This window comes from Streptomyces sp. NPDC001816 (assembly GCF_042892235.1).
In the GTDB taxonomy this organism is placed as follows: Bacteria; Actinomycetota; Actinomycetes; order Streptomycetales; family Streptomycetaceae; genus Streptomyces.
On the sequence record NZ_JBIATY010000020.1, the window covers coordinates 47,808 to 67,198 of the forward strand.

General features: G+C 71.7%; 18 protein-coding genes. 15 read left to right on the forward strand and 3 right to left on the reverse strand.

Features of this window, described 5'->3' with window-relative positions:
- The first annotated feature begins 3 nt into the window (after window positions 1-3).
- The 14 genes from ACFYZZ_RS43175 to ACFYZZ_RS43240 all read left to right on the forward strand — a co-directional run bounded on the left by ACFYZZ_RS43175 (window position 4) and on the right by ACFYZZ_RS43240 (window position 14,665).
- Window positions 4-1,467, forward strand: coding sequence for an MFS transporter (locus ACFYZZ_RS43175; RefSeq protein ID WP_389188903.1), 1,464 nt, complete (start codon window positions 4-6; stop codon window positions 1,465-1,467).
- Window positions 1,468-1,522: 55 nt separating this feature from the next.
- Complete coding sequence (locus tag ACFYZZ_RS43180) at window positions 1,523-1,936, forward strand: DUF3151 domain-containing protein (RefSeq protein WP_389188906.1); 414 nt, start codon at window positions 1,523-1,525, stop codon at window positions 1,934-1,936.
- Between the two features lie 153 nt (window positions 1,937-2,089).
- Window positions 2,090-2,938: a tryptophan 2,3-dioxygenase family protein gene (locus ACFYZZ_RS43185; protein WP_389188909.1), complete on the forward strand. Its 849-nt coding sequence runs from the start codon at window positions 2,090-2,092 to the stop codon at window positions 2,936-2,938.
- Window positions 2,931-4,115, forward strand: coding sequence for a kynureninase (gene kynU / locus ACFYZZ_RS43190; protein ID WP_389188911.1), 1,185 nt, complete (start codon window positions 2,931-2,933; stop codon window positions 4,113-4,115). The genes ACFYZZ_RS43185 and kynU overlap by 8 nt, the downstream gene beginning before the upstream one ends.
- A gap of 164 nt (window positions 4,116-4,279) precedes the next feature.
- Window positions 4,280-5,224: an alpha/beta hydrolase gene (locus tag ACFYZZ_RS43195; RefSeq protein ID WP_389188913.1), complete on the forward strand. Its 945-nt coding sequence runs from the start codon at window positions 4,280-4,282 to the stop codon at window positions 5,222-5,224.
- A 147-nt stretch (window positions 5,225-5,371) separates the two neighbouring features.
- Window positions 5,372-6,442: an alpha/beta hydrolase gene (locus ACFYZZ_RS43200; RefSeq protein ID WP_389188916.1), complete on the forward strand. Its 1,071-nt coding sequence runs from the start codon at window positions 5,372-5,374 to the stop codon at window positions 6,440-6,442.
- Entirely contained in the window at window positions 6,435-7,649 is a 1,215-nt protein-coding gene (locus ACFYZZ_RS43205) for an acyltransferase (RefSeq protein ID WP_389188919.1), read from the forward strand. Before ACFYZZ_RS43200 ends, ACFYZZ_RS43205 begins: the two co-directional genes overlap by 8 nt.
- A 238-nt stretch (window positions 7,650-7,887) precedes the next feature.
- A complete protein-coding gene (locus ACFYZZ_RS43210) occupies window positions 7,888-9,360 on the forward strand; it encodes a sensor histidine kinase (protein WP_389188922.1) in 1,473 nt (490 codons plus the stop codon).
- Window positions 9,357-10,037 (forward strand): response regulator, encoded by a 681-nt coding sequence (locus ACFYZZ_RS43215; protein ID WP_389188925.1) that lies wholly within the window; start codon window positions 9,357-9,359, stop codon window positions 10,035-10,037. Before ACFYZZ_RS43210 ends, ACFYZZ_RS43215 begins: the two co-directional genes overlap by 4 nt.
- A gap of 123 nt (window positions 10,038-10,160) precedes the next feature.
- Window positions 10,161-11,516 carry a sensor histidine kinase gene (locus tag ACFYZZ_RS43220; RefSeq protein ID WP_389188928.1) on the forward strand — a complete coding sequence of 452 codons (1,356 nt, stop codon included), beginning with the start codon at window positions 10,161-10,163 and terminating at the stop codon, window positions 11,514-11,516.
- Window positions 11,513-12,178, forward strand: coding sequence for a response regulator (locus ACFYZZ_RS43225; protein WP_386573042.1), 666 nt, complete (start codon window positions 11,513-11,515; stop codon window positions 12,176-12,178). The genes ACFYZZ_RS43220 and ACFYZZ_RS43225 overlap by 4 nt, the downstream gene beginning before the upstream one ends.
- Before the next feature lie 53 nt (window positions 12,179-12,231).
- Complete coding sequence (locus ACFYZZ_RS43230; RefSeq protein WP_389188931.1) at window positions 12,232-12,693, forward strand: hypothetical protein; 462 nt, start codon at window positions 12,232-12,234, stop codon at window positions 12,691-12,693.
- Between the two features lie 61 nt (window positions 12,694-12,754).
- Window positions 12,755-13,975 (forward strand): cytochrome P450, encoded by a 1,221-nt coding sequence (locus tag ACFYZZ_RS43235; protein WP_389188934.1) that lies wholly within the window; start codon window positions 12,755-12,757, stop codon window positions 13,973-13,975.
- Window positions 13,976-14,062: 87 nt separating this feature from the next.
- Entirely contained in the window at window positions 14,063-14,665 is a 603-nt protein-coding gene (locus tag ACFYZZ_RS43240; protein WP_389188937.1) for a Uma2 family endonuclease, read from the forward strand.
- 3 nt (window positions 14,666-14,668) lie between these two features.
- Here the strand turns inward: ACFYZZ_RS43240 and ACFYZZ_RS43245 are convergent, their stop codons facing one another.
- Both ACFYZZ_RS43245 and ACFYZZ_RS43250 read right to left on the reverse strand, forming a co-directional pair.
- A complete protein-coding gene (locus ACFYZZ_RS43245) occupies window positions 14,669-16,237 on the reverse strand; it encodes an ABC transporter permease (RefSeq protein ID WP_389188939.1) in 1,569 nt (522 codons plus the stop codon).
- The gene (locus ACFYZZ_RS43250) at window positions 16,234-17,136 is read right to left on the reverse strand and encodes an ATP-binding cassette domain-containing protein (protein WP_389188942.1); all 903 of its coding nucleotides are present in this window, start codon (window positions 17,134-17,136) and stop codon (window positions 16,234-16,236) included. Before ACFYZZ_RS43250 ends, ACFYZZ_RS43245 begins: the two co-directional genes overlap by 4 nt.
- Before the next feature lie 74 nt (window positions 17,137-17,210).
- Between ACFYZZ_RS43250 and ACFYZZ_RS43255 the strand changes: the two genes are divergently transcribed.
- A complete protein-coding gene (locus tag ACFYZZ_RS43255) occupies window positions 17,211-17,702 on the forward strand; it encodes a GbsR/MarR family transcriptional regulator (protein WP_389188945.1) in 492 nt (163 codons plus the stop codon).
- A 129-nt stretch (window positions 17,703-17,831) separates the two neighbouring features.
- Here ACFYZZ_RS43255 and ACFYZZ_RS43260 read toward each other — a convergent pair whose 3' ends face one another.
- A complete protein-coding gene (locus tag ACFYZZ_RS43260; RefSeq protein WP_389188948.1) occupies window positions 17,832-19,340 on the reverse strand; it encodes an APC family permease in 1,509 nt (502 codons plus the stop codon).
- Between the last annotated feature and the right edge of the window lie 51 nt (window positions 19,341-19,391).

Below are 19,391 nucleotides of genomic sequence, written 5' to 3' on the forward strand. Positions count from 1 at the left end.
CGCATGCCCGCCGTCCGGATCGCCTCGTCCCAGGGCAAGTGGATCCTGTTCACCACGGTCCTCGGCTCCAGCATGGCCATGCTGGACTCCACCGTCGTCAACGTGGCGCTCCCGACCATCGGCCGCGACCTCGGCGCGAGCCTCGCCGCCCTGCAGTGGACGGTGAACGCGTACATGGTCACGCTGGCCGGCCTGATCCTGCTGGGCGGCTCGCTCGGGGACCGCTACGGCCGCCGGAAGATCTTCGTGCTGGGGGTCGTCTGGTTCGCGTCGGCGTCCCTGCTGTGCGGCCTGGCCCCCACGTCCGGGGTCCTCATCGCCGCCCGGGCCCTCCAGGGCGTCGGCGGCGCGCTCCTCACCCCCGGCTCCCTCGCCCTCATCCAGGCCTCCTTCCACCCGGACGACCGGAGCCGGGCGGTCGGCCTGTGGTCCGGCTTCGGCGGCATCGGCGCGGCCGTCGGCCCGTTCCTGGGCGGCTGGCTGGTGGACGGCCCCGGCTGGCGCTGGGTGTTCCTCCTCAACGTGCCGCTGGCCCTCCTGTGCGTCCCGGTCGCCCTGCGCCACGTCCCCGAGTCGAGCGACGCACGCACCCACGGCCGCTTCGACGTCCTCGGCGCGACGCTGGGCGCCCTGGCGCTCGCCCTGATCACGTACGCGCTCATCGAGGCCCCCGGCGGCTCCCCGGGCGTGGTGCTCAGCGCGGTCGCGGGCGTGGCCACGGCCGTCGCCTTCGTCCATGTCGAGAAGCACCGCCCCGACCCCATGCTGCCGCCGGACATCTTCGCCTCGCGCCAGTTCACGGCGGTCAACCTGGTCACGCTGTGCGTGTACGCGGCCTTCGGCGGGTTCTTCTTCCTCACGGCGCTCCAGCTGCAGGTGGTGGCCGGCTACTCCGCCCTGCAGGCCGGTACGGCCCTGCTGCCCACGACGGCCATGATGCTGCTGTTCTCGGCCCGCTCCGGCGCGCTGGCCGACCGCACGGGCCCGCGCCTGCCGCTCACCGTCGGCCCTCTGCTGTGCGCCGCGGCGATGCTGCTGATGCTCCGGGTGGGGCCCGACGCGAACTACCTCACGGACGTCCTCCCGCCCCTCCTCGTGATGGGCACGGGCATGGTCGTCCTGGTCGCCCCGCTGACCGCCACGGTCCTCGCCTCCGTCGACACCGCCCGGGCGGGCCTGGCCAGCGGCATCAACAACGCGGCGGCGCGGGCGGCGGGCCTGGTGGCCGTGGCCGGGCTCCCCCTGCTGGCGGGCATGGGTCCGGAGGCGTACCGGTCCGCTGCCGCCTTCGACGCGGCGTTCGACCGGGCGATGCCGATCGTCGCGGGTGTGCTGGTCCTGGGCGCGATCCTGGCCTTCACCCTGGTCCGCCGACTCCCTCCGCACTGCCTCCACCCCGAATGCAAGCGACACGGCTCCGTCACGTCTCCACCACTGGAGCCGGACCACGAGCCCAGGCGCCCTTAGGCGCTGCAGCACCGTCGGCTGAGCCGTCCCGGTCACGGTGCGCCAGACTGAACACATGACGATTCACGAGAACCTCCTCGGCGGCCCCCCTCCCACCCACCTCCCCGACGACCCGGAGCCCCGCGAACTCCTCGCTCAGGGCACCGCGCCGGCGGACGTCGCCGCCAAGTACCCCACCTCCTCCCTCGCCTGGGCCCAGCTGGCCGACGAGGCGTTCGAGCGGGGCGCGGTCGTGGAGTCGTACGCCTACGCCCGTACGGGCTACCACCGCGGCCTGGACGCCCTGCGCCGAGGCGGCTGGAAGGGCCACGGCCCGGTCCCGTGGGAGCACGAGCCGAACCGCGGCTTCCTGCGCGCCCTGCACGCCCTCGCCCGCGCCGCCCAGTCCATCGGCGAGCAGGAGGAGTACGAGCGCTGCTCGCAGTTCCTGAAGGACTCCTCCCCGACAGCCGCCCAGACCCTGGGCTGACCGCAACGGGAGTCCCCGGTGTGGCCCGTCTGGCAGCAGACGGGCCTTGCCGTATCCGGTGGGATTGCGGAGGATTCGGCTTGGGGACCGGGGCCCCCGTGCCGGCATCGGCAGGGGCGGACCGCTACCCGGAGTAACACACAGGAGACAGCGATGTCCCAACCGGCTCGCCCCCTTCGTGAGGCTGCTGAGCCCGAGACCCCGCATCTCGACTTCGCCGGCACGACGCCGTACGAGGACTACGTCAGGGCGGACGTGCTCACCCACCTCCAGCACACCCTCTCCGACGACCCCGGAGAGATGGTCTTCCTGGTCACCACCCAGGTCATGGAGCTGTGGTTCACGGTGATCGTGCACGAGTGGGAGACCGCCGCGAAGGCGCTGCGCTCGGACGACGTCCCCACCGCCGTCGCCGCGCTGAAGCGTTCCGTGCGGGAACTGGAGGCCCTGAACGCCTCCTGGAAGCCGCTCGGCCAGCTGACCCCGGCCCAGTTCAACTCGTACCGCTCCGCCCTCGGCGAAGGCTCCGGTTTCCAGTCGGCGATGTACCGCCGCATGGAGTTCCTGCTCGGCGAGAAGTCCGCGTCCATGCTCGTCCCGCACCGCGGCGCCCCGCGCGTCCACGCGGAACTGGAGAAGGCGCTGCACGAGCCGAGCCTGTACGACGAGGTCGTACGGCTGCTCGCGCGCCGCGGCCACGCGATCCCCGAGTCCGTCCTGCGCCGGGACGTCGCCCTGCGCTACGAGACCTCCGAAGCCGTCGAGGCGGCCTGGACGGAGATCTACTCCGGCGACCAGAACGCCGAACTCGCCCGCCTCGGCGAGGCGCTGTCCGACGTCGCCGAACTGGTCTGGCGCTGGCGCAACGACCACCTGGTCGCCACCCGCCGCGCGATGGGCGCCAAGCCCGGCACGGGCGGCTCCGCGGGCGTGGCCTGGCTGGAGAAGCGCGCCGGCAAGAACGTCTTCCCGGAGCTGTGGACGGCGAGGTCCCATGTCTGAGCCGACTCTGCGCGCGAAGCAGCTGGACGCGGCCGACGAACTGGCCCCGTTGCGCTCCCGTTTCGTCCTCGACGACGTCGTCTACCTGGACGGAAACTCCCTCGGCGCCCTGCCGGCGAACGTGCCGGCCCGGGTCGAGGACGTCGTCCGCCGGCAGTGGGGCGAGCTGCGCATCCGCTCCTGGAACGAGAGCGGCTGGTGGACGGCCCCCGAGCGGATCGGTGACCGCATCGCCCCGCTGGTCGGCGCGGCGCCGGGCCAGATCGTGGCGGGCGACTCCACAAGCGTCAACGTTTTCAAGGCACTTGTGGCGGCGGTCCGCATGGTGGACCCGGCCCGCGACGAGATCCTGGTCGACGCGACCACGTTCCCGACGGACGGCTACATCGCCGAGTCGGCGGCCCGCCTCACCGGCCGCACCCTGCGCCCGGTGGCCCCCGCGGAGGTGCCCTCGGCGCTGGGCGACCGTACGGCGGTGGTGCTGCTGAACCACGTCGACTACCGCAGCGGCCGGCTGCACGACCTGCCGTCGCTGACCGCCGCGATCCACGCGTCGGGCGCGCTCGCGGTCTGGGACCTGTGCCACAGCGCGGGCGCACTGCCGGTGGGCCTGGACGAGCACGGGGTCGACCTGGCGGTCGGCTGCACCTACAAGTACCTGAACGGCGGCCCGGGCGCACCCGCGTACCTCTACGTCCGCCGCGACCTCCAGGACCGCTTCGACTCACCGCTGCCCGGCTGGAACTCGCACGCCGAGCCGTTCGGCATGAGTCAGTCCTACGACCCGGCACCGGGCGCCCTGCGCGGCCGCGTCGGCACCCCGGACATCCTCTCCATGCTGGCCCTGGAAGCGGCTCTGGAGATCTGGGACGACGTCTCCGTCGCCGCGGTCCGCGCCAAGTCCCTGGCCCTGACGGACTTCTTCCTGGAGTGCGTCGCGGCCTACACCGAGCCGGGCCGGGTCACCTCCGTGACCCCGGACCGCCACGAGGAACGCGGCAGCCAGATCGCCCTGCGCTGCCCCGACGCGGGTGACGTGATGAAGCAGCTCATCGACCGGGGCGTGGTCGGCGACTTCCGCAACCCCGACGTCCTCCGCTTCGGCTTCAGCCCGCTGTACGTGAGCTTCGCCGAGACGGAGCGGGCCGCACGGGTGCTGGCGGAGGTGCTCGGCTAGGCCGGTCGCGGCAGCTGGGGGCGGGGTGCGATCGCGCCCCGCCCTCACCGTGCGTGACAACCCCATGTCCGCGCACGTCACCGGCCTGATACCGTCCCCGCCAACGGTCGACGAAGAATCGCCGCCTGGTCTTCAAATCTGTTCCGTCGCTGAGAGGTTGGAGCATGCCGGACGACGCCGCCGCAGCCCGCGCCGCCGCCGAAGAGGAGTCCGCCTTCTCGCACCCCGCGGTCGACCCCGACGTCACCGCCGTATACGGCGACCACCCCGACCAGGTGATCGACTTCTACGCCCCGCGGACCGACACGACGCTCGCCCCCCTGGTCGTCGTCCTGCACGGCGGGGCCTGGCGCGCCCCCTACGACCGCCGCCACATCACCCCCTTCGTGGACTACCTGGCCCGTAAGGGTTTCGCCGTGGCCAACGTGGAGTACCGGCGCGGCGGCGACCCCCAGATCCCCGCACAGAACACGGGATCGGGATCCGGACCCGGATCCGGACCCGGATCCGGACCTGGGCTTGGCGCCGGAGCCCCGCCCGCGCCCGTGGCGGGCCGCTGGCCCGACACCTTCGACGACGTGGCCGCCGCCATGGACGTCCTCCCCTCCCTGGTCCACGGGGCGCTTCCGCAGGCCGACCCCCGCCGCATGGTCCTCACCGGCCACTCGGCGGGCGGCCACCTCGCCCTGTGGGCAGCGGCCCGCCACGTCCTGCCCGCCGACGCCCCCTGGCGCACGGACGGCCCTGCCCCGCTGCGGGGCGTGGTCGCTCTCGCCCCCATCGCGGACTTCGCGGTGTCGGAGAAGCTGGACGTCTGTGGCAACGCCGCCCTGCAACTCCTGGGCGGCCAGGACAACTTCGCCGAGCGCCAGCCGTACGCCGACCCCGCGCTGCTGCTCCCGACAGGCATCGCGACGACCCTGGTCCAGGGCCGCGCGGACCTCGTCGTACCGCAGGCGGTCGCCGAGTCCTACGCGGACGCGGCGGCGAAGGCGGGCGAGGTGGTGGGCCTGACGCTGCTGGAGGATGTCGGCCACTTCCCGCTGATCGACCCGGTGGCGGACGCGTGCGCGGTGGTGGCGGAGGAGATCGCCCAACTGGCGTGGTGACCGCTGCCCTGCGCCCCCGTCATACCCGTAGTACCTGAGAGCTACCTCGCAGAACAGCTCCCTGGCGGGACGCCGACGACACCCCCTGATTCCTAACTTCCCTCTCGGACAAGCCCGATGGCCGGGCACTCCGAGAGGAACCGAACCATGGGGCATAATCCGCCGCTGCCGCTCCAGACCGACAAGCTGCAGCCGCCGACGGCGAATCCGCCCCACGAGGGCCACCCGCACCTGACGGCGAAAGCAGTACGGGTGGTGCGGGTGGGAACCCAGACCCGACCGAAGGCCGGATGGTGGCGGCAAGCCCTCCTCACGGCCACCACAGTCGCAGCCCTCACCGCGGCCGCCCACCCCCAGATCCCGGCCCCCACCCCTCCCACGCTCCCGGCCCCCACCGCGGCCACCCTCCAGTCGACCTACGAGGCGAACCGCGAGAACGCCACCCACGCAGCGGACATGGCCGCCACCCACGGCGACCTCCACCGAGCCGCAGCCGACCGCACCCTCGCCACCCGCAACCTCCTCACCTTCGACGGCAGAGGCGCAGGCCAGGCAGTAGAAGTCCTCGGCGACCCAACCCGCGCGGACCACATCGCCGTCCTGGTCCCCGGCTCCGACACCACCCTCGACACCTACGCCCGCTTCCACAGAACAGCAGCGGCCCTCTACCAGGAAGCGCACCGCACCAACCCGCGCACAGCAGTCATCGCCTGGCTCGGCTACAAGGCGCCCGCCACGATCAGCACCACGGTGACGACGACAACCCGAGCCGACGAAGCGACCCCGGAACTCCGCGCGTTCATAGCCCAGTTGCACAGGCTCACCCCCACCTCCACCCCCACCCACATCTCCCTCCTCTGCCACTCCTACGGCTCCGTCGTCTGCGCCCGCTCCGCCCCCGCCCTGCCCGTGGACGACATGGTCCTGCTCGGCAGCCCCGGCACAGCAGCGGACACCGTCGCCGGCCTGCACACCCCCGCCCGAGTCTGGGCGGCCCGTGGCAGCAGGGACTGGGTGGCGCACGTACCCCACGTCCGTGCCGGCCTCCTCCTCGCCACCGTCGGCTTCGGCACCGACCCCGTCTCCCGCGCCTTCGGCGCCCGGGTCTTCGACGCGGCCGACGCCGACCACAGCGGCTACTTCACCCCGGGCTCGGTCTCCCTCGCCAACCTGGCCCGCATCACCCTCGGCGAGACCTCGGAGGTGACCCGTGCCTGAGCCGACCCTGCGCGCTCCCCGCCGCGCACTGCACGCGATCCGTCAGGGCGCCCACTGCGTGGACGCCGCCACACCCGTCTCCCGGGACCGAGCGGTGGACGCCCTGCGCGCTTTCGCGATACTCGGTGTCGTGCTCGGCCACTGGCTGGTCACGGCACTGGTCGCGCAGGACGGCGGCCTGCACACGGCGAGCCCGCTGCAGCACATGCCCTGGCTGGCCCCGGTCTCCTGGGTCTTCCAGACCCTGGCGGTGTTCTTCCTGGTGGGCGGCCATGTGGCGACCCGCAGCCTGGCCTCGGCACAGGCGCGCGGCACGTCGTACCGCGACTGGCTGCGCACCCGCCTCACCCGCCTCCTGCGCCCGGTCGCAGCCCTGCTCGCCCTGTGGACGGTGGCCGCACTCGCCCTCCTGCTCACCGGCGCCCAGCTCGCCACCCTCCACACGCTCCTCAAACTCGCCCTGTCCCCCCTCTGGTTCCTCCTGGTCTTCGCGGCCCTGACGGCCGCGACCCCCCTCCTCACCCGCCTCAACCCCCTCTGGCCCCTGGCCGTCGTCCTGCACGTGGACGTCCTGCGCTTCGGCCTGCACACCGGCCCGTCCTGGCTCGGCTGGGTGAACCTGGCGGCGGGCTGGCTGGTCCCGTACACCCTGGGCGCGGCCTGGACCCGAGGCGAACTGGACAGCCGCCGAGCAGCCTGGGTCCTGCTCATATCCGGTACGACGGCGACGGCGTCCCTGATCCTCTGGGCGGGCTACCCGGCCTCGATGGTCGGAGTCCCCGGCACCCCGACCTCCAACCTCAACCCCCCGACCCTGGCGGCCGTCACCTTCGGCCTGGCCCAATGCGGCCTGGCCCTGCTCCTCCGGGACCGCCTGCACCGGGCAATGACCCGCCCCCTCGCCTGGTCGGCGGTCACCCTGACCAACCTCTCGGCGATGACGATCTTCCTCTGGCACCAGACGGCCCTGATGGCCACCACGGCCACCGCCCTCCTGGCCGGCCGCCTCCCCGGCCTCCACACCCGCCCCGACTCCCTGACCTGGGTGGCGTCCCGCCTCGCCTACCTCCCTCTCTTCGCCCTGACCCTGGCCCTCTTCTGGCTGACGTTCCGCCACCACGAGCAGGGCCCCCGCCGCCCCCGAAACCGCCGTTCCCGCCTCATCCACCACCACACCCCCCGAGCAAAGACCCCACACAATGCCTAAAGTTGACCAAGTGACCCCAGAGGCCCCCAACGGCAACCCAGCCCCCCAGGGCCACCCCGAGGCCACCGACGGCGCCTTCGCCCCACAGGGGCCACCCGCACCTGACACCGAAAGCCGCACTCCCCACCCACCCCGTGCGGCCGCCGACGGCGGTTCCGCCCCACAGGGGCCACCCGCACCCGACGACGAAAGCAGTACGGGTGGTGCGGGTGGGAACCCAGACCCGGCCGAAGGCCGGGTGCCCCCCAACGCACCCGCACCCGAAAACGCACCCGCACCCAGAACACCCGCACCCAAACCCACACCCCCCAGATCCCGCCTACGCACCTGGCTAGGAGAAACCCCCTCCCCCCACTCACCCCCTTTCTCCAAGTACCGCTGGCTCCGCCTCCTCACCTACCTCCTCACCGCCTACACAGCACTGGGCATCGCCCTCGCCGGCGGAGACGAACTGCACACCTCCTATGGCCTCACCACAGCCGTAGCCCTCCTCACCGCCTCCCTCCAGGCCACCGCCGTCGTCCTGGCCCTGTGGCGCCCCACCCCCGCCTGGGCCCTCTCCCTCACCGCCGCCACCCTCACCGCACTGCTGGCCCGCCCCCACCTGGAGCCGTCCTCCACCCCCGGCCCCAACTGGCCCTGGACCACGCCCACTCTGCTCGCCCACATGGCCGTGCTCCTCCTCCTCGCCCTGCGCGTCCGCATACGCCTCACCCTTGCCGCCCTGGCCGTGACGACCCTGGCGACCTACGTCGTGCAAGGCCTGATCGGCGCCCAGAGCTACTCCTCGACCGGCGTCACAGCGGTAGCCCTCTTCGCCGTCTCCGTCCTCATCGGCACCGCCCTGCGCGGCCGCAGCGAGGCCCGCACCCAGCTGATCGAGCAGACGACGATCACCGCGGAGGAACGCGCCCGCCGCACCCTCCTGGAGGAACGCAGCCGTATCGCCCGCGAGCTGCACGACGTGGTCGCCCACCACATGTCGGTGATCTCCATCCAGGCCCAGGTGGCCCCCCACCTCGTGGAGAACCCCTCGGAGGAGCTGAAGGAGAACCTCGCCGGGATCCGCAACAACGCCCTGGAGGCCCTCACCGAGCTGCGCCGCGTCCTCGGCGTCCTGCGCTCCGAGTCCAACGACGACCCCGAGGCGACCGAGGACCCGTACCGGCTGACGGCACCCGGCACCGGCCCGGCCCCCGACGCCCCGCAGCCGAACCTCGCCCGTCTGGGCGCCCTGATCGAGAACACCAGGGCGGCCGGCCTGGACGTCGTCATCGACTACCGCGGCACGTCCCGCGCCTATCCACAGGGTGTGGAACTGTCGGCGTACAGGATCGTCCAGGAGGCGCTCAGCAACGCCCTGCGGCACGCCCCGGGTTCGTGGGTCCGGGTGGAGGTCGACCACCAGTCCGACGGCATCTTCCTGTGCGTGACCAACTCCCGCCCCCGCCGCCCGGTCCAGCCCTCCCCGGGCTCCGGCCATGGCCTGCTGGGCATGCGGGAGCGCGCGGCGATGCTCGGCGGGCACCTCACCGCGACCCCGAACCTGCACGGCGGCTTCATGGTGACGGCGTTCCTCCCCAAGACGGGCACCCGCCGTCCGCCCCGGCCGCTGCGCCCGGACTTCCCTCGCCCCGAGATCTACTTCCCGCCCCTGTCCGACGACGACCCGCACCACCCCCAGCCCCCGACAGGAGAACCGACCCCATGACGAGCGGCGCCGGCACCATCCGCGTACTCATCGCCGACGACCAGCAGATGGTCCGCCAGGGCTTCACCGTGCTGCTCAACACCAAGCCCGACATCGAGGTGATCGGGCAGGCGGTGCACGGACGCGACGCGATCGCCAAGGTTGCCGAACTGGCCCCGGACGTGGTCCTCATGGACATCCGGATGCCCGAACTCGGCGGCATCGAGGCGACCGACCGCATCACCGCCGACCACCCGGGCGTCAAGGTCCTGGTCCTCACCACCTTCGACCTGGACGAGTACGTGTACGACGCGCTGCGCGCCGGGGCCTCCGGGTTCCTGCTCAAGGACGCCTCCGCCGACCAGCTCGCCGAGGCGGTGCGCGTGGTGGCGGCCGGGGACGCGCTGCTCGCCCCGGGCATCACCCGCCGTCTGATCGCCGAGTTCGCCCGCCTGGACGGCTCGCCCCGGGGCCCGCTCAAGCAGCGCGTGGGCGACCTGACGGAGCGCGAGACGGAGGTGCTCGCACTGATCGCGCAGGGCCTGTCGAACGCCGAGATCGCCGAGCATCTGGTCGTCGCCGAGCAGACCGTGAAGACCCACGTGGGCCGCATCCTGGTGAAGCTGGGCCTGCGCGACCGCACCCAGGCGGCGATCTTCGCCTACGAGTCCGGTCTGGTCCGCCCCGGCGGCCGCTGACCCCGTCCGCCCGGCACCCGTAGGTACCGTCCCGCCCCCTACCTGTAGTACCTGAGAAGGATCCCCGAGGACCCCTCTCCGAGGGGACGACCGCGACCCCGCCCGGGCCCTACCGTTTTCCACGTGACCGAGACGACGCACACCCAGCCGACACCGCCGGGCGGAGCCGCGAGGCCGCGCAGCCCGGAGTTCCGGCTCGCCGCGGACGCCCTGCGCGGGCTGCGGCAGGACCTGTTCCACGACGCCTTTGCCTACCGACCGCTGCCCCGCAGGGTCGCCGACGGCCGGCTCGCCCGCCGCGGCGGCCGGATGAGGGAGTACGCGGGCTGGTCACGGCACACGGTCGTGGCCGGCCTCGGCACGCTGGCGGGATTCCTGGCCGTGGCGAGCACGGACGACTCCGGACTGCTGCCGTTGCTGTGCGGGCTGCTGGCCTTGGGGCCGGTCCTGCTGACCCTGGCGCGTCCGGTGGGAGCGTTCTGGTTCTCGCTCGCCGCGACCACGGCCACCGCCGCCCTGACAGGCGGCGGCTGGAGCGACTGGCCGTGGATGCCGGGCAGCTTCCTGTCCCACCTGCTGGTGCTCACGGTCGTGGCGCTGCGCACCCGACCGCGCACGGCGGCCTGGATGTGGGTGCTGACCGCGGCCTACGGCTTCGTCGCCGAGAGCGCCTTCGGCTGGAACCACTACGACACCAACGTCGGCCCGATGCTGATCCTCTCCGCGTTGATCCTGCTGGTCGTCTCCGTCCGTCAGATACGCAGGGAGGCCCAGCAGGAGGTGACCGCCCAGCAGACGGTGACCGCCGTGGAGCGTTCGCGGCGCACGCTGCTGGAGGAGCGCACGACCATCGCCCGCGAGCTGCACGACGTGGTCGCCCACCACATGTCGGTGGTCGCCATCCAGGCGGAGGCGGCGCCCTACCGGGTGGAGAACCCGCCGCCGGAGCTGGAGAAGGCGTTCGCCACCATCCGGGAGAACGCGGTGGCGGCCCTGACCGAGCTGCGCCGGGTCCTGGGCGTGGTCCGCGCGGAGGACTACGAGGCGCCGGACGCCCCGCAGCCCACCCTCGCCGACCTGGACGGGTTGCTCGCCAATGTGCGGGAGGCCGGGCTGGAGGTGGAGAAGGTGGTGACCGGCGCGGTGCGTGAAATGCCGCAGGGCGTCGAGCTGTCGGCGTACCGGATCGTGCAGGAGGCGCTGAGCAACACGCTGCGGCATGCTCCGGGTGCGGGGGCACGGGTCGAGATCGGGTACGTGCTCGGTGGCCTGGGCCTGCGCATAGTCAACGGCCCGCCGCCTGCTTCGGCCCAGCTGAGGCCCTCGCCGGGCGCCGGGCACGGCATCACGGGGATGCGGGAGCGCGTCTCGATGCTGAACGGGGAGATGACGACGGGCCCGACGGCCGACGGAGGATATGAGGTGACCGTGTTCCTGCCGGTGCCGGCGGCGGACACCGCGAGCGAGGGTGAGGCATGACGATCCGCGTACTGATCGCGGACGACCAGATGATGGTGCGCGAGGGCTTCTCGGTCCTGCTGAACGCGATGCCGGACATCGAGGTCGTCGGCGAGGCCGTCAACGGCCGCCAGGCGGTCGAGCGGGTGCGGGAACTCGCGCCGGACGTGGTGCTGATGGACATCCGCATGCCGGAGCTGAACGGCATCGAGGCGACCCGGGAGATCGTCGCGGCGGACGACACGGCGAAGGTGCTGGTACTGACCACGTTCGACCTGGACGAGTACGTGTACCAGGCGCTGCGTGCGGGGGCCTCCGGGTTCCTCCTGAAGGACGCCTCGGCCCGCCAGCTCGCCGACGGCGTACGGGTGGTGGCCTCCGGCGAGGCGCTGCTCGCCCCCTCGGTGACCAGGCGGCTGATAACCGAGTTCTCCCGGCTGTCGGAGACACCGCGCATGATGCCGTCGGCGCAGGCGGCGTACGGAGAGCTGACGGAGCGGGAGACGGAGGTGCTGGTCCTGATCGCACAGGGCCTGTCGAACGCGGAGATCGCCGAGCGGCTGGTGGTGGCGGAGTCGACGATCAAGACCCACGTGAGCCGGATCCTGGTGAAGCTGGGCCTGCGCGACCGCACCCAGGCGGCGGTGTTCGCGTACGAGGCGCGGCTGGTGACACCGGGCTGACGGACCTGGGAGGGGACCCGGCTGCACCGAACACCGACCAGCAAGGAGTACACATGGAGATCGAGATCCGGCCGCACGACGGCGTGGGGCCGTTCCGGCTCGGCATGTCGGTCGAGGAAGCACGTGGCACCGTCCAGGAGCGGGGGCTTTTCCGAACCGTCGCGAGTGACGCGGAGCCGGGACAGATCACGCTCACGCACGACGCGTCCCGGCTGAGCGTCGTGCTCGGGTTCACCAAGGGCGCGCTGAGCGATGTGGAGCTGTTCCGGTTCCGGAACGAGGACGCCGACGTGCGGGTGCTGCTCGACGGGCTCGACGTCTTCCGCACGCCGAGCGAGGACCTCGTCGGACAGTTCGCGGAACGGGGCCACGCCATCGGGGAGAGCGACCTGGGCTTCGACGCCCTGCCGGAGCTCAAGGTGATCCTCGCGAACGAGAGCAGCTACGAGTACCCGGTGGACGAAGAGGGCGACCCGGTCTACTACGACTACGTCCTGGTCGCCCACCAGATCTGAGCGGACACCTGAAGCGTGAAAACCCTGGTCACACACCAGGCCGACGCGTTAGCGTCCCCGCATGGCAGGCCCTGACGACCTCGTGTTCGACCCCTGGGACCCCGCGTTCCTCGCCGACCCGTACCCGGCCTACGCCGAGCTGCGTGCCCGCGGCCGGGTGATGCGGTACGAGCCGACCGACCAGTGGCTGGTCCCGCACCACGCCGACGTCTCGGCGCTGTTGCGGGACCGGCGCCTCGGCCGGACGTACCAGCACAGGTTCACGCACGAGGACTTCGGGCGCACGGCACCTTCGCCGGAGCACGAACCGTTCCACACGCTCAACGACCACGGCATGCTCGACCTCGAACCGCCGGACCACACCCGCATCCGGCGGCTGGTGTCGAAGGCGTTCACCCCGCGCACGGTCGAGCAGTTGAAGCCGTACGTGGCGAACCTGGCGGGCGAGCTGGTGGACCGGCTGGTCGAGGCGGGCGGCGGGGATCTGCTCACGGACGTCGCCGAGCCGCTCCCCGTGGCCGTCATCGCCGAGATGCTGGGCATCCCGGAGTCCGACCGGGCCCCGCTGCGCCCCTGGTCGGCGGACATCTGCGGGATGTACGAGCTGAACCCGTCCGAGGAGACGGCAGCGCGGGCCGTCCGGGCATCGACCGAGTTCTCGGACTACCTCCGCGAGCTGATCGCCGAGCGCCGCAAGGAGCCGGGCGACGACCTGATCTCCGGGCTCATCGCCGCGCACGACGAGGGCGACCGGCTGACCGAGCAGGAGATGATCTCGACGGCCGTCCTGCTCCTCAACGCGGGGCACGAGGCGACGGTCAACGCCACGGTCAACGGTTGGTACGCCTTGTTCCGCAACCCGGACCAGCTGGCCGCCCTCCGCGCCGACCACTCCCTGATCCCCTCGGCGATCGAGGAGCTGATGCGCTACGACACCCCGCTCCAGCTCTTCGAACGCTGGGTCCTGGACGACATCGAGATCGACGGCACGACGATCCCGAGGGGCGCGGAGATCGCCATGCTCTTCGGCTCCGCCAACCACGACCCCGAGGTCTTCCAGAACCCCGAGAACCTCGACCTCACCCGCAGGGACAACCCCCACATCTCCTTCAGCGCCGGCATCCACTACTGCATCGGCGCCCCCCTGGCCCGCATCGAGCTGGCGGCATCGATGACCGCCCTGCTGCAGAAGGCCCCGACCCTGACCCTGGCGGCAGAACCGGAGCGCAAGCCGAACTTCGTGATCCGGGGGTTGGAGGGGCTGGGCGTCGAGGTGGGCTGATCACCCGTTCGACTGATCGCGCGACGATCCTGCTCGGCGTCCACCGGCGCCTCGGCACACTGGCCCTGACCCGAGAGGGGGTGCACCATGACGGTTATGGCAGAGCGCACGCCGCAGACGTCCCAAATGTCGGTGGAGGAGTTCGAGAGGATCGCCGAATTCGCGGCCAAGGAGACCGACGACGCCGTCAGGTTCGAGTTCATCAACGGACGGATCGGGGTCAAGAAGGTGCCTGACGGCGACCACAACACCATCGTGCTGTGGCTGATGCGGCGGTGCATGCAGACGAGGCCCGAGCTGGATCTCTACCAGGGGCAGGGACTCCGGGTGGAAAAGTACCGCGAGGGGCGCGCCCGTCCCGACGCCGTGCTGGTGCCCGAGGAGCATTTCGCCGGTCACGGGGAATGGGCCGACCCGAGCGGTGCGCTCCTGGTCTTCGAGGTGACCTCCTACGACTCGGATACCGACCGGCGCGATCGTAAGGACAAGCCCATGGCATACGGCGCGGCCGGCATTCCGTTCTATCTGCTGGTCGACCGTGACGACTGCACCGTCACGCTCTACAGCGATCCGGACCCGAGCGTCGGGTACCGCAGTATCCGCAAGGAAGCCTTTGGCGCCAAGCTGCTGATCCCTGAGCCTCTGGGCATCGAACTCGACACCGAGAAGCTCAAGCAGTTCGTCGACTGACCGTCAGGCGACCATGTCCCGCCGCCTCAGCCCCGCCAGCCCTGCTCCCGCGAGCACCACCGCCAGCCCCGCAAGGGCCAGTACCGGCCCCCACTCCATCCCCCCACCCGGCAGCCTCGGCAGGTGGCCGAACGGGGACAGGTCCAGCACGATCTGGGGGGCGTTCAGGGCCGGGCCCACCCAGCCGATCAGGAGGATGGCCACGGCGATGCCCCAGGCGGCCGGGGCCAGGCGGGGGGCCAGGCCGTAGAGCAGGAGGGTCAGCGCGCCGATCAGCCAGACCGCCGGGAGCTGGACCAGGCAGGCGCCCAGGATCGGGGCGATCTCCTTGCCGTAGCCCACCGCGAAGCCCAGGCCTGCCAGGAGCATGATCAGGGCCGAGCCGGCGAAGGCGATGGTCAGGTGGCTCGCGGCCCAGCGGAGGCGGCCGACCGCGCAGGCCAGTACCGGTTCGGCGCGGCCGGAGGTCTCCTCGCCGTGCAGGCGCAGGACCGATCCGACCACGTAGAGCGCCGCGATCAGGCCGAGCATGCCGACCATCGCCGCCAGGAACGCGTCCGTGAGACCGCTCTGGCCGCCCATCCGCTCGACGATCTGCCGGGCCTGCTCGTTGTCGCCGACCAGGTCGGCCGCGCCGTCCGTGAGACCGCCGTAGACGACTCCGGCGAGGAAGAAGCCGAGGGACCAGCCGAGGACGCTGCCGCGTTGCAGGCGCCAGGCCAGGGCGGCGGCTGTGCCGAGGCGGCCGAAGGGGGGTCCCGGGCGGGTGGGCAGGAAGCTCATGCCGACGTCGCGGCGGCCCGCCAGCTCGTAGGCGATCAGGGCCTGCACGGCCACCGCCGCCGCGAACAGCAGCAGCACCCACCAGCGTTCGGCGGCGAAGGAGCGCTGGTTCTCCAGCCAGCCCAGCGGGGACAGCCAGGTCAGGAGGGACGAGCCGTCGTTCGTCGTCGAATCGCCCGCCGCGCGCAGGACGAAGGCCGCACCGAGGACCGCCGCCGTCAGGCCGCGGGCGAGGCGCGCGCTCTCCGTCAGCTGGGCGACGATCGCCGCCATCGTGGCGAAGACCATGCCGACCCCGGCGAGACCGAGCCCGAAGGACAGCGCGCCCGTGGCGCCCTGCGCGGACAGGCCCACCGTGATCAGCAGGGCCAGTACGGCGTTGGCCGTTGCCGCCGCCAGCAGCGCCGCCGTGAGGGAGGCCCGGCGGCCCACCATCCCGGACGCCACCAGCTCCTGGCGGCCGCTCTCCTCCTCGTCCCGGGTGTGCCGTACGACGATCAGCAGGCTCATCGCGGCCGCGAGCGCGGCGGCGTACACCCCCACGCGCCAGGCCGTCAGCGCGCCGATCGAGGTGTCGAAGACCGGGCCGATCAGGGCGCGGAAGGAGGCGTTGGTCTGCAACTGGCTCACCAGGTCGGCACGTTCGGCCGCGGTGCCGTACAGGGTCTTCAGGGTGTTCGGCATGGAGAGGACCATCAGCGCGTTCACCGCGATCCACACCGGGATCAGCAGTCGGTCGCGGCGCAGCGAGAAACGCAGCAGCACTCCCGTGCCCGTGAAGGTCGTCATCGCGCAGCCGCCTCGTCGGGATCCTGGTAGTGGCGCAGGAACAGCTCCTCCAGCGTCGGCGGGGTCGAGGTCAGGGACCGCACGCCCGACTCGCTCAACTGGCGCAGGACCGCGTCCAGTTGGTCGGTGTCCACCTGGAGGCGCACCCGGTGGCCCTGGATGTCCAGGTCATGGACGCCGGGCAGGTGCGCCAACCCGTTGGGCGGGCCCGCGAGTTCGGCACTCACGCTCGTCCGCGTCAGGTGGCGCAGGTCGGCCAGGGAGCCGGTCTCCACGGTCCGGCCCTTGCGGATGATGCTGACGCGGTCGCACAGCTCCTCGACCTCGCTGAGGATGTGGGAGGACAGCAGGATCGTCCGGCCGCGCTCCCGCTCCTCCTCCACGCAGCGCTGGAAGACCTCCTCCATCAGCGGGTCCAGACCCGAGGTCGGCTCGTCCAGGATCAGCAGGTCCACGTCCGAGGCGAAGGCGGCGACCAGGGCGACCTTCTGCCGGTTGCCCTTGGAGTAGGTGCGCCCCTTCTTGGTGGGGTCCAGCTCGAAGCGGTCGATCAGGTCCGCGCGGCGCCGCGCGTCCAGCCCCCCGCGCAGCCTGCCGTACAGGTCGATGACCTCGCCGCCGGAGAGGTTGCGCCACAGGGTCACGTCGCCGGGGACGTAGGCGATCCGGCGGTGCACCTCCACCGCGTCCTTCCACGGGTCGCGGCCCAGTACCTGCGCCGCGCCCGCGTCCGCGCGCAGCAGGCCGAGCAGGACCCGGATGGTGGTCGACTTGCCGGAGCCGTTGGGGCCGAGGAAGCCGTGGACCTCACCGGTGTCGACGTCGAGGTCGAGGCCGTCCAGCGCGTGGGTACGGCCGAAGGACTTGTGGAGTCCGAAGACCGTGATTGCCTTGGTCATGCCTCCGAACGTACGCTTCCTTCAGAAATTTGTGAAGTTAAGGAAGTGCATGAACCCCGGATAGGGTGAGGGGCATGACGGAGCCGAGTACTGAGCGGGACCCGGAGTCGGTCTCGAGGTTCGTGGAGCACTTCGCGGCTCAGCTGGTCGAGGCGGGGATGCCGCGCATGCCCTCCCGGGTCTTCGCCGCGCTGCTCGCCTCCGACACCGGCGCCCTGACCTCGGCCGAGCTGGGCGAACAGCTGAGGATCAGCCCCGCGGCCGTCTCCGGTGCCGTGCGCTACCTCGCCCAGGTCCACATGGTGTCCCGTGAGCGGGAGCCCGGCTCGCGCCGGGAGCGGTACCGGGTGCACAGCGACCAGTGGTACGAGGCGCTCACCAACCGCGAGGCGATCATCAAGCGCTGGGAGGACGCCCTCAGGGACGGCGTGGCCGGCCTGGGCCCGGACACACCGGCCGGGCGCAGGCTGGCCGAGACGCTCGCCTTCTTCGAGTTCATCGAGCAGGACATCGCCGAGATGATGGAACGCTGGCGTGCGTACCGGGAGGAGAGGTTCGGGAGCTGAGGCCGACGGCGCTGCAACTCCCCAGGGGCGCGGGGCTGTGTTTGACATGCGGCGACCGCCGCGTGGGCGCGACCGGCCACGACGGCGCCGCAGCCGATCGACAACATGCAGCGCCCCCCCAGCGGAGCGTCAGCGTTCCTTCGTCTCCTCCAGCACCGTCCGCCCCAGCAGCGCGTACCGCTCCGGCGAGCGCCGCTTGAGGTACTGCGCGTAGCCGATCCCCGCCGCCGCGATCAGCGCGACCAGCCACGGCGTCGCTTTCAGGACCAGTGAGCCGGACTCCGGGCCGGCCGCCGCGCCCATGTTGGACACCAGCAGCGCGACCACCGCGAGCATCGCGATCCCGCCGATCAGCGGGGCGGCGGTGGTCCGGAACCAGTGCCGGCTCTCCGGGTGGTGGCCGCGGAAGTAGACCAGCACCGCGAACGAGCACACGGCCTGGACGACGAGGATCGCCATGGTGCCGAGGATGGCGAGCAGGACGTACGTGCCGCTGTACGGGTCCTTGCCCGCGGCCCAGAACGCGCCCACCAGCAGCCCGCTCACCACCGTCTGCACCAGGCCCGCGATGTGAGGGGAGCCGTGCCGGGCGTGGGTGCGGCCGACGGTGTTCTTCAGGGACGGCAGGACGCCCTCGCGGCCCAGCGCGTACATGTAGCGGGCGGCGCAGTTGTGGAAGGCCATGCCGCAGGCCAGCGAGCCGGTGATCATCAGCCACTGCATGACGTCGACCGCCCAGTGGCCGACGTAGCGCTCGGTGGGGTTGAAGAAGAGGCCCATCGGGTCCTTGGTCGCCACCTCCACGGCGCTTGACGTGCCGGTGCCCGAGATGGCCATCCAGGAGACGAAGACGTAGAAGACTCCGACGCCCAGGACGCTGATCATCGTCGCCTTGGGGATGATCTTCTTCGGGTCGCGGGACTCCTCGCCGTACATCGCGGTCGACTCGAAGCCGACCCAGGACCAGAAGGCGAAGAAGAGCCCGAGCCCGGCGGACGTGCCCTTGAAGGCGTTGACCGGGTTGACCGGCGCGAAGGTGAAGCCGTGCGGTCCGCCGCCGTGGAAGGCGACCGAGACGGCCATCGCGGCCAGCACGGTCACCTCGGTCGCCAGCAGCACCACCAGCAGCTTCTCGGCCACGCTCACCCCGAACCAGGTGCCGGTGGCGTTGATCGCCAGCATCAGGATCGCGAAGGCCCACCACGGGACGTCGAGCCCCGACTGGTCCTTGAGGGTGGTCGTGGCAAAGGTGGAGAAGATCCCGATCAGCGCGGGCTCGAAGACGACGTACGCGAAGGTCGCGAGCAGTCCCGAGGCGAGGCCGACAGTGCGGCCGAGTCCGTAGGAGATGAAGCCGTAGAAGGCGCCCGTGGACGTGATGTGCTTCGCCATGGACGTGAAACCCACGGAAAAGATTGCCAGGACGACCATTGCGACGAGATAGCTTGCGGGCGCCCCGATGCCGTTCCCGGCGGACACCATGAAGGGCACGTTGCCGGTCATCGCGGTGATCGGCGCGGCCGTGGCGACGGCCATGAACACCACGCCGAGCAGGCCGACAGCGTTGGGTTTCAGCCGATGAACCACTCCGTCGCCGTCCGTCTTCGCCGCCGCGGCGACGCCCTCGTCCACTGCCATCGGGTGGCCCCTCTCCTGATCGCCACGCGCGGACGCACCACGCCTTGATGG

Excerpts from the sequence above, each read along its gene's own strand:
- ACFYZZ_RS43175 (WP_389188903.1), top strand. The coding sequence starts at position 4 with ATGCCCGCCGTCCGGATCGCCTCGTCCCAGGGCAAGTGGATCCTGTTC.
- ACFYZZ_RS43180 (WP_389188906.1), top strand. The coding sequence starts at position 1,523 with ATGACGATTCACGAGAACCTCCTCGGCGGCCCCCCTCCCACCCACCTC.
- ACFYZZ_RS43185 (WP_389188909.1), top strand. The coding sequence starts at position 2,090 with ATGTCCCAACCGGCTCGCCCCCTTCGTGAGGCTGCTGAGCCCGAGACC.
- kynU (WP_389188911.1), top strand. The coding sequence starts at position 2,931 with ATGTCTGAGCCGACTCTGCGCGCGAAGCAGCTGGACGCGGCCGACGAA.
- ACFYZZ_RS43195 (WP_389188913.1), top strand. The coding sequence starts at position 4,280 with ATGCCGGACGACGCCGCCGCAGCCCGCGCCGCCGCCGAAGAGGAGTCC.
- ACFYZZ_RS43200 (WP_389188916.1), top strand. The coding sequence starts at position 5,372 with ATGGGGCATAATCCGCCGCTGCCGCTCCAGACCGACAAGCTGCAGCCG.
- ACFYZZ_RS43215 (WP_389188925.1), top strand. The coding sequence starts at position 9,357 with ATGACGAGCGGCGCCGGCACCATCCGCGTACTCATCGCCGACGACCAG.
- ACFYZZ_RS43225 (WP_386573042.1), top strand. The coding sequence starts at position 11,513 with ATGACGATCCGCGTACTGATCGCGGACGACCAGATGATGGTGCGCGAG.
- ACFYZZ_RS43230 (WP_389188931.1), top strand. The coding sequence starts at position 12,232 with ATGGAGATCGAGATCCGGCCGCACGACGGCGTGGGGCCGTTCCGGCTC.
- ACFYZZ_RS43235 (WP_389188934.1), top strand. The coding sequence starts at position 12,755 with ATGGCAGGCCCTGACGACCTCGTGTTCGACCCCTGGGACCCCGCGTTC.
- ACFYZZ_RS43240 (WP_389188937.1), top strand. The coding sequence starts at position 14,063 with ATGACGGTTATGGCAGAGCGCACGCCGCAGACGTCCCAAATGTCGGTG.
- ACFYZZ_RS43245 (WP_389188939.1), bottom strand. The coding sequence starts at position 16,237 with ATGACGACCTTCACGGGCACGGGAGTGCTGCTGCGTTTCTCGCTGCGC.
- ACFYZZ_RS43250 (WP_389188942.1), bottom strand. The coding sequence starts at position 17,136 with ATGACCAAGGCAATCACGGTCTTCGGACTCCACAAGTCCTTCGGCCGT.
- ACFYZZ_RS43255 (WP_389188945.1), top strand. The coding sequence starts at position 17,211 with ATGACGGAGCCGAGTACTGAGCGGGACCCGGAGTCGGTCTCGAGGTTC.
- ACFYZZ_RS43260 (WP_389188948.1), bottom strand. The coding sequence starts at position 19,340 with ATGGCAGTGGACGAGGGCGTCGCCGCGGCGGCGAAGACGGACGGCGAC.